Here is a 15,590-nt window from a genome sequence, read left to right on the forward strand (position 1 = left end):
GCACTTCATGCGTTATGCCGGGGCACACATAATCGTAAACCCCGGTCCACAGTGTCACAAATCGTCCAGCAACCCGGTTCATCCTGTCACAAATCGTCCAGCATCTCGCGCATATTATCTTTCCAGCGCTCATCGTCACTGGTAAGAATTTCCTGTTGGAGTCCCTTTTCCAGTGACTGACGGGCCTTGTCTTCTTCTCCGATGGTCAGATAGAATTCTGCCTGGTCATGATAGTATAGAACGTACTGCGGGTCCAGCTCAATGGCTTTTTTGAAGGCTTCGCGGGCGCTGTCGTTACTGGCACCTTCCGGGGCTCCTCCAAATAACGCATTGGCAGCCAGGCGCTCCATGCGCGACAGGTTTGCCGCACGATGGTGCCATACGCCCAGTACATTCCATGCGCGGGAGTATTCAGGGTCCAGTTCTACCGCTTTTTCGGCGTGTTCGCGGATTTCCGTGGATAATCTCAGTCGCTCTCTAGCCCCTGCACTCTGGGCTTTCCTGCCGACAGCGGCGGAATAGGCGAAGTGCGATGCGGCACTGTCAGGGTAGGCCTCGAGCATTTTTTTGGCAAGCTCGTGGGCCTGCTCATAATGTGCTTCCTCATCCCTGCTTCGGCTCTGGCGGTTTCCGATTGAGGTGTGCAGTATAACGGCATTCCACAGTGCTTCAAAGTGCTGCTCGTCCTCTTCAAGAACTTCTTCAAATGCCTTCAGGGCCTCTTCGTCCTTGAAGTCATTTTTCAGCTCCATGGCATGTTTAAGCTTTTCTTCAGAACCGGACTTTGCAGCAAGTGAAGTTTGCGGAAAAAATGCGGAAACTCCGGCCACCAGCAAGGTCAGCATCAGATACGTGAATAATTTGAGTGAAAGTGTTTTCATTGAAAGTATCAGGCTCATATTTATACAAGGTTACATTTCCGGCTGCCTCTTTTAGCAGGACTGCCTTTTATAAGGTTACATATTCTAAGGGTATATATTTTAAAGTTACAAGCTTCTATGAAACTGCATTTTCCACACGGTTACTTTTTGGAACGTTACAATTTTTCTGCCTGGTTACGTAATTCAGATGTTTATTCCGGTGGATATTTAATCCGGCTAACGACGTGACTGTATTTTAAGCCATTCGCCATAGCAGTAACGGTACCTGAAAAAATGCGGCAGGCGCATCAGTAATCCGGTATAGTGACATTTATATCACGATAGCTGGCAGGCACTTCGAACAGTTCCGGAGCAAGGGTCTCTTCAACGATGTCATACAACCTGATGTTGATTTTCGTCTCTTTTCCCTCATAGAAAACAAGAAACGGGAAAAAGCCGGCAGGGACATCATGTTTAAGCAGTCGCGAGAGCGCCGGATTGCCGAAATCAGGAAACTGAAAATACCCGTAACGGCTCGCGTCAACCGGAGACCACAGGACAAAGTCTTCATCCCTGTCGGTATGAATGATATATTCGTTGCTCAAAACTCCGGAAATCATCTGCTCGTTTCCGGTAAACGCAAATCTGTCCACCCGGTCAATCAGTGCTTCACCGCGGTCAGCAAGTTCCTTGAAGGCAACTTCGGAATACCCGCCCACCTCATGCATGAGTATCACCACCTGATCATGATCCTGCGCCATCAGCAAGGTCATGGATCCGCCCATCAGAGGATCATCGATTTCCAGACGGATCAGGTTTCCTTTTATCCGGTAGCGGAACTCCTGCTCCATCCCGTTGATATCCAGATCGTAGTACAAGGTACCCTGAAAATAGTCGGGATCCGTATCCGGTGCGCCTGACGGGTTGGCATAACCACTGGCTGACACACTGCCAGAACCATATCCCGAAAGCGAAAAAAGTGAAACAAGCAGAATCGCACAAAGAAATCGTTTCATTTGCGTACCCGAAACCGGGAGTTTATGGCGCATAATTGATGGTGCCGCACGGATTACCATGCCGCATTGGTATTGAACTGGCAGCCTGCTATTTTTGAGTTCGGGCAGAAAAATATCACCCCATTAAATATTGCCACATAGGATATCACCGCATATCTCTGTATAAGGTAATAAATATCAGTAAAAAAAAGGAGCGGCATATAAAATTATGCAAAAAGTAATGATAATGGGAAGCGGTGCCGTTGGCGGATACTACGGCGCGCATCTGGCATCAACGGAGGGAGTTGACGTCAGCTTTGTTGCCAGGGGCAGACATCTTGAAGCGATCAGGAAGAACGGCTTGAAGATTACCGGCAATAAGGAGCTGCATGTTAAAAGTGTCCGGACTCTGGAGCATCCCGAAGAACTGGGGCACCCTCCCGACCTGATCATTGTTGCAGTGAAGTCGTTTGACACCCCCGATGCCATAAACATGATCCGCCCGGTGGTGCGGTCCGGCACCATGATACTGACACTGCAAAACGGACTGGAGAATTATGATCTGCTGGCGGCTGAGTTCGGAAAAGAGAGGGTTATCCGCGGATTCTGTCAAATTGGTGTGGAGGTGACCGAACCCGGGGTAATTGATTACAGAGGCATGTCCCGTGTGGTTTTTGGAGAGGAGAGCGGGGCATCATCTAACCGGGTGATGCAGCTGCAGAAAATGTTCGAACTTGCAGGCGTTCCCGCCAGGGTGAGTGACAATATCCGCAAAGACAGCTGGCTGAAATTTATCTGGAACGGCATATTCAACATGATTACCGGCATCTCCGGTGTTACAACCGACAGAATTTTCGAGGATGATGACACTCTCGCAACAGCCCGGGAGTTGTTTTTTGAAATGAAGGCGCTGGCCGGTGCTTCAGGTGTATCCATAACGGATGAGGACGTAAGCAAGATCATTGATGATACCCGGAAGCTGGGTGCTTTCCGCACATCCACATATCAGGACCGCCTCAAGGGAAAACCGCTTGAATATGACACTTTCTGCGGATATGTCGTCAGAAAGGCGGATGAATACGAGCTGGAAGTTCCGGTTAACCGGACCCTTTACAGTTTGTACAAGCTCCGGGAGAGATGATGCAGATTATCAGCTTGATGAGGATTCGGATTGTCAATTTGCCCCGGATTACTTTTCAGGAAATCTGCACCAGGTTATATATTACCTGCCGATACATATTTTCCGGGGTCGCGTTACCAGGCGCTGATGTTATCTAAAAATGGCAGGTCGACGCTTTAAAGACGGATAATTACATTAAGCACAGAGCCATATATTCAAACGCGGAAGTTGCATTTTCAGATAACAGAATTACTTTCACCAACACGCACCAACACGCACCAACACGCACCAACACGGGAGACATTATGAAAATCGGCATATTATCAGACACTCACGATCATGTTCCCCACATAACCAGGGCAATGTCCCTCTTCAGAAAAGAGGACATCCGGCATCTGCTGCATGCCGGTGATTTTTGCAGTCCGTTTACTATACCGCTGTTCAAAGGATATGAAATGGACGCCGTTTTCGGCAATAATGACGGGGATCATTTCAGACTGATAGGAAAGTTCCGTGAAAACGGGCTCTCCATCCACAACGAGTTTTTCCAGACCGAACGTGATGGATGCCGGATTGCCCTGTACCACGGCACGCGTCCGGAAATTACCGACGCGCTGGGCCGGTGCGGAACGTATGACCTGGTCATCAGCGGGCATACCCACACGGTAGTAAATGAGCGGATCGGCAGCACACTCATGCTGAACCCGGGCTCGGCCCACGGTTTTGACAGCCAGGCCACAGTCGCGGTTTTTGACACCGAAACGCGGGAAGCGGTTATTCACTCCCTGTGATCTTTTTCAGCTGACTCACCACAGCATTGGTGAATTTTGAGGTGCTGCCCTCGCCCCCAAGGTCGGCAGTGATTACCTCCTTGTCCGGCAGCGTGCGGTAAAGGGCTTTGCGTATCTGCTGTGCACTGTCAAGTTCGCCGATGTGCTCGAGCATCATCAGAGCAGAAAGCAGGAGGGCTGTGGGATTGGCCATGCCTTTTCCGGCAATATCGGGTGCTGACCCGTGGACGGCCTCAAAAATTGCGTGTTTGTCACCGGTATTGGCCGACCCGGTGACACCGAGTCCTCCTACCAGGCCGGAGGCCAGATCGGACAGAATATCCCCGAACAAATTGGTTGTCACGATGATATCAAATGTTTCGGGACGCATTACCATCTGCATCGCGGTGTTATCCACGATCATGTCATTAAAGGTGATATCCGGGTAGTCTTTTGCAATATCCTGGCCCACCTGCAGGAAGAGCCCGGTAGTGTATTTCAGGATATTGGCCTTGTGCACCAGTGTTACTTTCCGGCGCCGGTATTTCCGGGCGTACTCGAATGCCGAGCGTATGATGCGTTCGCTGGCTTCTCTTGTGATTACGGCAATGGACTCGGCACGGTTCTGGTCGCCTTCGACATATCGTTCCTGGCCGATGTACATCCCCTGGGTATTTTCACGAAACGTGATGAGGTCCACATTGCCGAACCGGCTGGGTACTCCCGGAAGCGTTCTGGCCGGACGCATATTGCAAAAAAGGTGGAAACGCTGACGAAGGGCGACATTTACGGAACGAAACCCGCTGCCCACCGGTGTTGTCAGCGGTCCTTTTAGGGCAATTTTGTGCTTGTCAATCAGGGCTACGGTTTCATCGGGAAGGGGGTTTCCGGAAGATTCATAAGCCTCCATACCTGCTGATGCGGGAATCCAGTTTATCTCAATCTTTGCGGCTTCCAGTATTTTCAGAACCGATTCCGTGATTTCCGGTCCGATACCGTCTCCTTTGATAAGAACAATATTATGCATGTTGAAAAAGTATGATAAGGGGAAAGTGCCAGGTTTGTGAACAAGCGCAAGGTAATAATTGATTTTGGAATTATCATTATTTCAGCATTGTAATTTCAGCGCTGAATATGCGATATTATCCCGTACAACGTTATACTGTATTGTAAAAAGACGTTAACTGTAATGGCAGCTCGAACTAAAATCCGTATAATTTGTTGTAGGAGATAGAGCAACAAACCAAATAAGGAGAAATATGAAAAGCATGAAATCTAAGATATTCGCAAGCGGTCTCGCACTTTTGATTACGGGATTACTGCTATTTCAGCCCGAGGCAAAGGCACAGGTTGAGACCGGTGAAAATATTATGACATCTGCTGCTCAGTTCGGGCAGATTCAGTATTTCCGCACACTCATCGAAGAAGTCGGTCTGGATGACAAACTCAATGAGGACGGCCCGTTTACGGTTTTCGCACCAACCGATGAAGCTTTTAATGAAATACCGGAAGCAGAATTGCAGGAACTGCTTGAGAGTCCTGATGATCTCCGTGAGGTACTACTGGCCCACATTGCCGAAGGTGCCTATCAGGCTGAAGACATGGCTGACAGGGATGATCTGACCATGGTTAACGGAGTTGAACTGAATGTGGATCAGCACGAAGGCGGTATCTCTGTAGGCGATGCCCTTATGGTAGCCGCTGATATTGTTGCAACCAACGGAGTTATTCATGCCGTTGACAAAGTGATACTTCCGGAATAACAGCGCAGCTGAAGGTTTGCGTGATTTTTTTAAAATTTGACCCCTCCGATGGAAAAGGGATTGTTATTACAGCAATCCCTTTTTCCTTTCAATCAAGAGCCATTGTAACGCATGATAAGCAGTGTCATGTCATCATCGGGAGACTGGCTGCCGGTAAACCTGGTTACCGAGGCATCAATTGTCTTCAGCAGTGCGCCAGGAGGCTGTTCCAGGTTCTTTTTTATGGAAGCTAAAAGCCGGTCGTCACCATACATTTCTTTGCCCGCATTGACTGCTTCGGTTACGCCGTCGGTATAGAAAATCAGACCGTCCCCCGGTTTCATGGTGATCTTTTCCTCGGTCACTTCCTGCTCAAAAGCTGAGTTGCGTGTCAGGCCAATTGCAATGCCCCGAGACCGGATCAGTGACACGCTCTTCTGGTCCGGACGTATGAGAATTCCGGGATTGTGCCCCGCTCTGGCATACCGGACAGTCCCGTCACGAACATCGGCAAGTGCATAGCAGACGGAGATAAAACTGCCGCGCCGGGCATTGTCATAAAACAGCCGGTTCATACGGGTCAGCAGCGGGATGGGTTCCGGTATTTCTTTTACCAGACTTTGCACAATGCCCTTGACCATGGTCATAAAAAAGGCAGCCTGAATACCCTTGCCGCTGACATCGCCAATGACAAAAGCAAGCCGGTGATCGTCAACTTTGATGACATCATAATAATCGCCGCCGACATCAAACGCAGCCTTGCAGTGGGCTGCAACTTCAATTCCGGAAACAGTCGGAAGATGAACGGGCAGAAAGGACTGGTGCACCTGACGGGCAATTTCAAGTTCACGCTCAACCCGCTGCTCACGGGCAATTTCTTCAATATAAGCCGGAGTAAGTCCGGCAATCTGTTCGTTATTATTGCCGTATTCGGCAACATACCATCCGGTGGCAAGAATCAGGATCATCAGTCCGGGAACGGACCAGGCAAGCCAAATATCCGGTGAACCCGATACCATCAGCCCATCCGTAACAGCCCACAAGGCAATAAAAAAGAAAACCGATGTCATGAGTGCAAGCAGGTCATACTTGAGGAAGACGTACGTGAATGCCAGGCCGGGAATGAGCCAGAAAAGCAGTACCATCGGCGAACCCGGAGTCGATACGTAAAAAGAGGTCATAAGGGCCAGACCAATACTGCCGGCGATCAGCAGAAATATACGGGACGGGAAGTTGAGTGCCAGCCAGGAAACCAAACAGGCGTACAGCCCTGCAGAAATGATAAACATCCAGAAAAGCCCTGATGCGGCCACATGCCAGACTGAAAAGAGGTAGCTCTCAGTGTAAAAGAACTGTTCGTTCATGGGATTCAGGAAGCTGCGGTCAACGAGTGTGTACATCACGGCAGCAAGGCCAAGAATGATCATGGCTGCAGAAATGCCGGTATAAACGGAAAGTCCGGCACGCCTGCTCTTGAAATAACCCAGCCTCAGCAGGGACAGGCTGGTGATTTTTTCGGGCCAGACTTCGCGGCTGACGGATTCACCAAGTCCAGAAAGCAGGAAGGCCATGCCTCCGGTCAGCGCGGCAAGAAACAGCAGGATCACCAAAAAGGATATTACAGACAACAAGGGCTGATCTATCTGAAACAGGGCCGGATCCTGCAGAAGAAGAAAAACTATGTGGAACAGTGCAAGTCCTGCCACCATGGAAGCATATGTCGTGGAAGCCTTTAAATCAATCAGACGATGAAACAGGCGGCGGAAAAAAACGGAAAGCAGAAGCAGCAGTCCGGCAATGTAAAACAGAACCCTGATGAAGTCCGCATACTCGGCCTGATTTATCCCGTCAAAGCCGCTGAGGCTGACATTCTGATCGATACCCAGCAATTGTCCGTCTTGCGAGTATGTGACCGTTATGGTGGGTGTGTGTGAAAAAATTTCCGATTTCAGAGACATGCGCACCCTGTGTACCTGCTCTCCGTGCGCTTCGTGGAGGTACATGGAGTCCGGTGCTATCAGACCGGTATCCCACACGGTATTTCGTATAAGGGACTTCAGAAAATCTGCTCCGGGCTGTTCGGAAAGCGAGGCTCCCGGTATGATTGCATCCGGGTCAATTTCCTGAAAGCCAGGGACATGCCGTCCGGATTCTGCCGGCACCCCGGTAATATGTTCCCCGGCTTTTTTGTCCGATATTTCCAGTTGCTGAACAGCCCCGTCCGGCGCATGTACTGTTCGCAGAAGAGGCGGACCGCCCGGATGCCGAAATCCTGTCATGGTCAGTTCCGTATCTTCAGCAGGATCATCGGTAATCCAGAATACCTCATAGTACCAGGTCGGAATAAATCTCAGGAATCCGTTTTTGATAAAATCATTGAGGGAGCGTTTTCCGAAATGGGATATCTGCTCATCAAGAAGTGTTTCGTTGGTTTTAAAAACTGCAAACGGTTCGAGCGGACCGGTATCGAATCCGGAATCCTCAAGAAATGACCGTGATGAGTCAATAACCTCCCGGTTTTCAGCAATGTGGGGGATGTGCGAAGCCGGGTGCGAATGTTTCATCAGAAGCAAAAATAGCATCATGCCGGCAAATGCTGGCAGCACGATCCACTGGTTATATTCCCCTGAAGCAAACACTGAATAATGTTGGTTTCGGATGCAGTTTGAGATACGATTTGAAATATAGCTCGAATAATGTACGTATGCTTCAAATAGTTGTTACACGCATTTGCCGGTGAGGTAAAAATGAGCTTATATTAATCGGAATTACAGTAAAATCAAGATCCAGGTCAACCTGCCTGATGAATATCCAAAAAAACGCACAGAATCGGATGGACCAGGCCAGCAATGAGATTCGGAACCGTCTGGTCCGGGAGAAAAGTCCGGACATGAATGCCATACTGCACCTGCTTGGCAAATCCGTGTCCGCCGACAGGATTTGCGTATGCCTCTTTCCGCTTGAAAGTGACCATAATAACAGCACCAGAGAGCTTTACCATTGGGAGTCCGGTTCCTGGAAAAGCAAAAACAGCAGTAATAAACCTGAGGACTTTGAGTGGTGGAATGATTCGGTTTTTGACGGAGAGCACGTATTGTGCGAGGACACGGCGAAACTGCAGCCCGGTGAAGGGCCGGACGTGACCATGGTCAGGGCCGCTGGTGTGCGGTCACTTGCAGCATATCCTTTTCGTTCGGAGGAAACCGGATACACGGGTATTATTGAACTGAACTGGGTGGAACCGGATTTTGGCGGCACGGATCCGGATCTGAATGCACTGGCCATGATCGTTGAAATGGTCTCGTCGCACATCATCCGGTCCCAGGCGGAGGAGAAGCTTCGGAGGAGTGAAAGCCGTTTTCGAAGCCTGATTCAGAAAAGCTCGGATATCGTAGCAGTTCTGGGACTTGACCGGAAATTCATGTACGTCAGCCCGTCGGTGAAGAAAGTCCTGGGCTACGAAGAAGATGAGCTGCTTCAGTCCGATGCGTTTTCCTTCATTCATGAACAGGATCTGCCGGATGTTGAAAAAGCTTTTGATCAGGTCAGGCAGAAACCTGAAAGCGATATTATTGCTGAATACCGTTTTCAGCACAAAAAAGGGCACTGGGTCTATCTGGAATCGGTGGGATATGATATGACGGATGATCCCGATCTGGGAGGGATCGTTATAAACTCAAGGGACATCAGTGATCGCAAAAAAGCCCAGCAGCAATTGATCAAGGCCAGGGATCTTGCCGAAGATATTAACCGGGTCAAAACGGCCCTTCTGGCCAACATGAGCCATGAGATGCGCACACCACTTACCGGAATTCTGGGCTTCGCCAGCATTCTGGAGTCAGACATTGAAGACCCGGAGCATCGGAAAATGGCGGGAAGAATTCAAAGCAGCGGCCGGCGGCTGCTTGAAACCATTGAATCGATCCTGGACCTTGCCCGGCTGGAAGCCGAACAGGTGGATATCCATCCCGAGGAGGTCAATATCATTGATGAGGTCTCCCGTGCGATGGACATGCACATACGAACTGCGGAACACAAAGGACTTTCTTTTGAAGTGAAAAGCGAATTTGATCGGTTGCCGGTGCATGTCGACCGTCAGCTGTTCAACAGGGTGCTTTACAATCTGCTCTCCAATGCATTCAAATACACCGATCGGGGCAAAGTTTCGGTCATCGTTTCCGTTGCTGATGATCAATACGGCAAATGGCTTCAGGTGGATGTCAAGGATACCGGAGTGGGGATAGAAAAAGAGTTTCTGCCCAAAGCGTTTGAGGAGTTTCAGCAGGAAAGCACCGGGTTTTCCCGCAAATTTGAAGGTACCGGCCTGGGTCTCACCATTTCAAGACGTCTGGTGGAGATCATGGGCGGCACCATTACCGCAGAAAGTGAGAAGAACAAGGGCTCCACGTTCACAATTCGCCTTCCTTACAAAGACAGTATCCAGATCCAGAGGGATATTGCGGAAAAGGTTCCCGCAGAGCCGCAGGAAGATCCTGCACGGCCCCGTATTTTGCTGGTTGAGGATGATTTTGACAGCTCCGACATCACCAGTCTTTACCTTGGAAGCAAGTATGATGTTTCGGCGGTGGATACGGGTGAGCGTGCACTTGAAATACTCCGGCAGCATACCTTTGATCTTGTGATCATGGATATCAGTCTGGGTACGGGCATGGACGGAGTGGATACACTCAAAGCTATGAAGAACAACCCCGTCCTTGCGAAAATCCCGGCCATTGCACTGACCGCCCACGCGCTTAGCGGAGATGAAGAATATTATCTCTCACAGGGATTTACGGGATACCTTGCAAAGCCGTTCAAGAAGAACGAGCTGATGAAGCTGGTGGGGCAGTACGTCTGAGACGATTGTCAGAGACGATTGTCAGAGACGATTGTGCCCCTTTCCCTACATAGTGACACCAATGACCAGGCTGGCGATGCTGAAGTATATCAGCAGACCCGCCGCATCAACAATAGTGGTAATCAGCGGACTGCTTGCCACGGCCGGGTCAATATTAAGCCGTGTGAGCAGGAAGGGCAGCAGAGTCCCGATAATATTGGCGACCAGTACAATAAGGACCATGGACAAGCCGACGACAATACCGATTTCCGCTCCGCCACGATACAATCCCAGCGCCCAGCTTGCCGCACCCATGGCAACTCCAAGGGCAATACCAACCAGTACCTCTTTTCCGACAGTCTGGAGCCATTGCCGGAGTTTTATGTCCCCGATGGCGATAGCCCGGACCATAAGCGTAGCCGACTGAGCTCCTGCATTTCCGCCGCTGTCAATAAGCAGCGGAATAAAAAAGGCCAGCGCGATGGCCGAAGCGAGAACCTCTTCAAAAGCTTCAATCACACCGGAGGACACAAGGTTGACAAATACAAGAATAATCAGCCAGGAGATACGCTTGCTGAACAGGTCCCATATGGTGGCTTCACGGTAGCTGGTCCGCAGCGGAGCCACCGCAGCACCTTTCTGGAAATCCTCGGTCGCCTCTTCTTCGGCTACGTCCAGAAGGTCATCAATGGTAACGATTCCAAGCAGCATTCCTTCGGAATCGACAACCGGAAGCACCGTTTTGTCATATTTCTGAACGGTCTGCACGGCTTCTTCACGGTCTGCAAACGCTGGTATGGAGATGAAGGTATCATCCATTATCTCCTCGACCTTCTTGTCCGGGTTGGACAGGATGAACAGCTGCAGGTCAAGAGCATCAAGCAGTTTACCTCCCGGATCGGTAACATAAATGACGTTGATGGTCTCGCTTTGCCGACCCATTTTTCTGATGTGATCCAGCGCCTGTCCGATAGTCCAGTGCGGGCGGACGGAGAGGTAGTCCGGTGTCATCAGACGTCCGGCACTCTCTTCGGGATAGCCAAGCAGCGAACGCGCCTCTTTCAGATCCTGGGGACTCAGAAGGCTGAGCAGCTGCTGAGTCACCTGTGCCGGAAGTTCATCCAGCAGAGCCGTCCGGTCATCGGGTGCCAGGTTGGAGAGCAGCTGGCGGGTTTCATCGTCCGTAAGTTCCACCAGCAGCGAATTCTGCTGTTCGGGCTCAAAATGGGAAAAAACCGCGGCACTCATGTGCCGGGGGAGGATGCGGAAAAATACTACCCGGTCCTGTTTTTCCAGCGTCTGCATCAGATCAGCAATTTCGGGAATCGGCCAATCCTCTACGGATTCACGAAGTTCAGACCATTTTTTCTTTTTTATGAGCTCGGAAATCTCCGGCATTATCAATTGCTTGTTGATCATGACGACACTCTTTTTTTCTGTGAATCCCCTCTGCAACTAACGGGAAAAAATAGTAAAACAAGGACTAAAGCACAGAAAAAACGGAAAAAAACTAAAAAATCCGGTACAGCAGCGGCCTGGGCATGAGCGAGAGAAGGTAGGCAATAAGCCGCCAGCGGCGGGAAACGTAGCTGATCGGTTTCTTTTTGATGATATCCCGGGCGATCTGCCGGGCAGCTTTTTCAGCGCTTGCCACCCAGAACATGCGCTTGTTTTCCTCGGTCATGGGGGTGAGGATGTAACCGGGCATTACATCGGTTATGGTCACGTTTTCGCCCCTTCTTTTGATCCGCAGACGCATGCTGTCGAGATAATTGGATACAAATGCCTTTGAGGCATTATAAGCCGAACCGTTCGGATGGGGCAGCAGTGAAGCGATGGACGAGATTCCGGCGATGTGTCCGTGTCCCTGTTTCTGAAAAATACGGTATGCCTCGTGGAGCATGGCGGCAAAACCCAGGACATTGATCCGGATGAGTTGTTCGGCCGCCTCCCGTTCCATGTTGGACGAACTTCCGGAGACCCCGGCATTGATGACCATCAGGTCAATACCACCCATCTTTTTAATTAAATCATGAAGAGCAGAAATGGATGATTCGATGTCCGAGACATCCATGTAGCTTAAATAGGACGGGGAGACAAGTTCGGGCTGGATTTCCTTTTCCATAACCCCCATTCTGCGTGCCGTCAGTCCCAGGATATACCCTTTTTTGGATAACTCTATAGCAAGCGCGGCACCAATCCCCGAACTTGCACCAATTATTACTGCTTTTTTCGCCTGATTGTTTTTCTTTTCCAAGGTGCTTCGTTTTCAAACTTTGATATGCCCGTGCTCCTCCCGTATGACAGGGAAATATTTTTCAGCCCAGATAAAGACTCCAAACAGGATCGCACTGTACATCAGTGTACTGATGACCATATAGTGCAGAAATGGTATGGCCGCGATATATGCCGCGGCAAGCCCCTCGATTGTTTTCGGATACATGGATCCTGCAAGCCATACTCCGAAATTGGTAATGATAAAAAAGAGCATGGCACCGGTTATTCCGCCGCCTGCTACGTATCCGACAGATACTTTTGGACGTATGGCCCGCCCGATCAGCACCATCAGTATGAATGAGAGATATACGAAGGGGATGGTGTTGTGCCACCCGAGAAAAAGGTCGGATATCATCATTACGGCAAGCGGTGCAAGCATGGCGGCAAACCGGTCACGGAAGAAGACACCGGAAAAAAGTGCCAGCGCTGCAACGGGTGTGAAATTGGGAGGCTGAGGCATGAAACGAATAGCCAAAGCTGCGATAATGAGTACAAGTAGGACGGTTATCCGGTATTTGTTCATGATATTCCTGATACTACAGTCTTTTGTCTGTTTGTGTCTTGAAAGTCTGAACCTTTTGAGACGTTGAAAATAAGCAATTAAGCAACCAGATTAAAAAAGAAAACGGACACCCTTGACGCACCGGACGTTTGTCAGTACAGGAAACACTGCGCAGACAGGCAGTGACTGCAGGCAGCTCAGGGAGCGCCAAAAGTGTTGGTCGCCTTGAATACCGATTCGGATGTATCCCAGTAAATTACAATATCATCACTGGCATCACGCCCTTCATCATCCATCATCACAATTTCGATGAGGGTCACGGCATCATCGTAAAGTGCGTCATTCTCAAAGGGTTCCAGAAGCAGGGCATAGCCGTTTGCGGCCGGAACCTGGTCGATCATCCGGTTGCCGTGCTCATCCGTGATGGACTCATCGTCTATGGCAAGAACGGGAAAAAGCTCGCGCTCACGGACTTCATATACAACAAGATTCCGGAAATTATGGGTAAATCCGACATCGGAGAGCAGGGGGCTCAGTTCGGGGAGCTCAGATTCACCCCGGGAGATGATCAGATAGTTGGGAGCTTCGTTTGCGTTGATATCCTCATCCAGAATCAGTAATTCAAAGCCATCGGGCAGCTGATTGTTGATGGCGTCGCGGTCAAGGTTCTCATCTTTTGACCAGCGTACGATGCTTTCAATCAGTGGTTCACCGTCGATAATAAAATGATCCGGAACCGGAACATCACGGGAGTGGGTCAGAGGATCGGTCCGGTCGATTACAAGTATCACGGCAAAGTAAATGCCGATCAGAATGATCACCATGGCACCGAGCCGGATCAGCATGGTGTTTGGTTTTTTTTTGTTGTTCATCGGGTGATTCGGGTATTTTTTTAACGTTCACTTATCACATTCCCAGACAACACAATATACAAAACTGTAACGCATGTCATTAAGTTGATCCAGCCGTTATTTTGATTAAATTCGGGATTTTCAAAAAATAATTTTATGTTTACCATGTTATAGTAACCTTAAACCACATGTATTAATTAATGATTGAGGCTAATATGAGTTATCAATGGATTGCCGGAAGTATGGCAGCATTGCTTTTGATTTTTGCAGCAGGAACGGTTCAGGCGCAGTTTGAGCAGGCTCCCCAGCAGCCTGAAGCTGCAACCGATGTTTCAGATGAAGAGTTGCAGGTCTTTGTAGATGCTTCCATGAAGGCACAGCAGATTCAAACCGAGTCACAGATGGAAATGATCGCCATTGTCGAAGAGGAAGGACTCGAAGTGGAAACCTACAACGAGATTCTCCAGGGCATGCAGATGGGTCAGGAACCCGAAGAGCTGGAAGTCTCCTCCTCCGATGTCGCCAAGTTTGAGAAAGCTTCGGAACAAATCGGTGAAATCGAGCAGGAAATGGAGCAGGAGCTCATTACTGCCATCGAGGATGAAGGCATGGATCTTGACCGGTATCAGGAAATCTTCACCGCCATCCAGGCTGATCCCGAGTTGCAGCAAAAAATGCAGCAAATGATTCAGGAAGCCCAGATGCAGCAGGGCGGACAGCAGCAGCCCGGCGGATTCTGATAGTATCCTTTACAAACGAGTTATAAAAAAAGCCTGCTGCTCCCGGAGCGACAGGCTTTTTTTATATATACGGAAGCAGGCGCACAGCAGTGGACATACAGAAACGGGCAGCCTGCAGTGGCTGGTCAGAAGGGTCCGTAAGTAGCAGACAGTCAGAATCTTTCAGACATCAGACGGCCAGTCACCTACAATCAGTCAGCGCAGGTACACGGACTTTAGTCGCTATTTGGCCGGACTGGTCCAGCCGGAGTTTGCAATCCGGAACCGCCACGGAAGACGGGCGTCATCACCGGCATAATCGATACCGACACGGGGAGTGGCCAGGATGCCTCTTTTATCCGGAAGATCTTCGCTCTTTGCCGGTGTCAGCCAGATTCTGTCTCCGTCAAGCGGCACCCCGTAATCCTCACGCGTGATGCCGAGTGCCTGACTGACCAGACCCGGACCACCCGCAGTGTTGCGCTTGAGGGAAGTCTGGTTCCGCCTTTCAAGGATGGTTTTTATACCGTACACCGGCTTCAGTGCTCTGATAAGGATAGCCTGCGGAACCTCTTCCGGACCTGTGATAATATTAAACAGGGTGTGGATGCCATAGCACAGATAGGTATACGCACAGCCTCCGGAATGATAGAAAATTTCCGTACGCGGGGTACGCCGCCCGCCGAACGCATGTGTTGCGCGGTCGGTCAGCCCGTCATAAGCCTCTGTTTCGACAATGATGCCGGCCGTTACATTGTCTTCATGCCGCGACCACAACCGGCATCCCAGCAGATTCCTGGCCAGGGCAACGACATCATCCGACAGATAAAATGATCTTGGCAGTTTGCTGTTGGTGTCGATTTGTGACATACCGATTTACCTTGTCCCGGAGTTCTGCTATTTTACAAAATTAATCA

The 15,590-nt window shown here is 49.9% G+C and carries 14 protein-coding genes; 5 read left to right on the forward strand and 9 right to left on the reverse strand.

The features are described 5' to 3' along the window. Nucleotides 1-86: 86 nt before the first annotated feature. Both NATSA_RS05455 and NATSA_RS05460 read right to left on the reverse strand, forming a co-directional pair. Complete coding sequence (locus NATSA_RS05455) at nucleotides 87-899, reverse strand: tetratricopeptide repeat protein (protein WP_210510994.1); 813 nt, start codon at nucleotides 897-899, stop codon at nucleotides 87-89. 269 nt (nucleotides 900-1,168) lie between these two features. Next, nucleotides 1,169-1,876, reverse strand: coding sequence for a DUF4412 domain-containing protein (locus tag NATSA_RS05460; RefSeq protein WP_210510995.1), 708 nt, complete (start codon nucleotides 1,874-1,876; stop codon nucleotides 1,169-1,171). A 208-nt stretch (nucleotides 1,877-2,084) separates the two neighbouring features. On the opposite strand from NATSA_RS05460, the gene NATSA_RS05465 reads away from it, so the two are divergent. Together NATSA_RS05465 and NATSA_RS05470 are read left to right on the forward strand one after the other, a co-directional pair. Continuing rightward, nucleotides 2,085-2,996, forward strand: a complete 912-nt coding sequence (locus NATSA_RS05465) for a ketopantoate reductase family protein (RefSeq protein WP_210510996.1) — start codon at nucleotides 2,085-2,087, stop codon at nucleotides 2,994-2,996. A 284-nt stretch (nucleotides 2,997-3,280) separates the two neighbouring features. Next, on the forward strand, nucleotides 3,281-3,766 hold the full coding sequence (locus tag NATSA_RS05470) for a metallophosphoesterase (protein ID WP_210510997.1): 486 nt from the start codon (nucleotides 3,281-3,283) through the stop codon (nucleotides 3,764-3,766). Here NATSA_RS05470 and NATSA_RS05475 read toward each other — a convergent pair. After that, entirely contained in the window at nucleotides 3,750-4,772 is a 1,023-nt protein-coding gene (locus NATSA_RS05475; protein WP_210510998.1) for an isocitrate/isopropylmalate dehydrogenase family protein, read from the reverse strand. The genes NATSA_RS05470 and NATSA_RS05475 overlap by 17 nt on opposite strands. 232 nt (nucleotides 4,773-5,004) lie before the next feature. Between NATSA_RS05475 and NATSA_RS05480 the strand changes: the two genes are divergently transcribed. Then, a complete protein-coding gene (locus tag NATSA_RS05480) occupies nucleotides 5,005-5,508 on the forward strand; it encodes a fasciclin domain-containing protein (protein WP_210510999.1) in 504 nt (167 codons plus the stop codon). A gap of 92 nt (nucleotides 5,509-5,600) precedes the next feature. Here NATSA_RS05480 and NATSA_RS05485 read toward each other — a convergent pair whose 3' ends face one another. Next, the gene (locus NATSA_RS05485; RefSeq protein WP_210511000.1) at nucleotides 5,601-8,051 is read right to left on the reverse strand and encodes a PP2C family protein-serine/threonine phosphatase; all 2,451 of its coding nucleotides are present in this window, start codon (nucleotides 8,049-8,051) and stop codon (nucleotides 5,601-5,603) included. Nucleotides 8,052-8,290: 239 nt separating this feature from the next. Between NATSA_RS05485 and NATSA_RS05490 the strand changes: the two genes are divergently transcribed. After that, nucleotides 8,291-10,345 carry a hybrid sensor histidine kinase/response regulator gene (locus NATSA_RS05490; protein WP_210511001.1) on the forward strand — a complete coding sequence of 685 codons (2,055 nt, stop codon included), beginning with the start codon at nucleotides 8,291-8,293 and terminating at the stop codon, nucleotides 10,343-10,345. 45 nt (nucleotides 10,346-10,390) lie between these two features. On the opposite strand, the gene mgtE is transcribed toward NATSA_RS05490, so the two are convergent. The 4 genes from mgtE to NATSA_RS05510 all read right to left on the reverse strand — a co-directional run bounded on the left by mgtE (nucleotide 10,391) and on the right by NATSA_RS05510 (nucleotide 13,975). Continuing rightward, entirely contained in the window at nucleotides 10,391-11,743 is a 1,353-nt protein-coding gene (gene mgtE / locus NATSA_RS05495; protein WP_210511002.1) for a magnesium transporter, read from the reverse strand. Between the two features lie 91 nt (nucleotides 11,744-11,834). After that, nucleotides 11,835-12,581 carry an SDR family NAD(P)-dependent oxidoreductase gene (locus NATSA_RS05500; RefSeq protein WP_210511003.1) on the reverse strand — a complete coding sequence of 249 codons (747 nt, stop codon included), beginning with the start codon at nucleotides 12,579-12,581 and terminating at the stop codon, nucleotides 11,835-11,837. A 12-nt stretch (nucleotides 12,582-12,593) separates the two neighbouring features. Continuing rightward, complete coding sequence (locus NATSA_RS05505) at nucleotides 12,594-13,124, reverse strand: DUF6580 family putative transport protein (protein ID WP_210511004.1); 531 nt, start codon at nucleotides 13,122-13,124, stop codon at nucleotides 12,594-12,596. 176 nt (nucleotides 13,125-13,300) lie between these two features. Then, nucleotides 13,301-13,975: a hypothetical protein gene (locus tag NATSA_RS05510; protein ID WP_210511005.1), complete on the reverse strand. Its 675-nt coding sequence runs from the start codon at nucleotides 13,973-13,975 to the stop codon at nucleotides 13,301-13,303. A 194-nt stretch (nucleotides 13,976-14,169) separates the two neighbouring features. On the opposite strand from NATSA_RS05510, the gene NATSA_RS05515 reads away from it, so the two are divergent. Next, entirely contained in the window at nucleotides 14,170-14,694 is a 525-nt protein-coding gene (locus tag NATSA_RS05515) for a DUF4168 domain-containing protein (protein WP_210511006.1), read from the forward strand. Nucleotides 14,695-14,916: 222 nt separating this feature from the next. Here the strand turns inward: NATSA_RS05515 and NATSA_RS05520 are convergent, their stop codons facing one another. Beyond that, nucleotides 14,917-15,543 (reverse strand): DNA-3-methyladenine glycosylase, encoded by a 627-nt coding sequence (locus NATSA_RS05520; protein WP_210511007.1) that lies wholly within the window; start codon nucleotides 15,541-15,543, stop codon nucleotides 14,917-14,919. Nucleotides 15,544-15,590 lie beyond the last annotated feature (47 nt).

It is taken from the genome of Natronogracilivirga saccharolytica, assembly GCF_017921895.1.
GTDB classification, from domain to species: domain Bacteria; phylum Bacteroidota; class Rhodothermia; order Balneolales; family Natronogracilivirgulaceae; genus Natronogracilivirga; species Natronogracilivirga saccharolytica.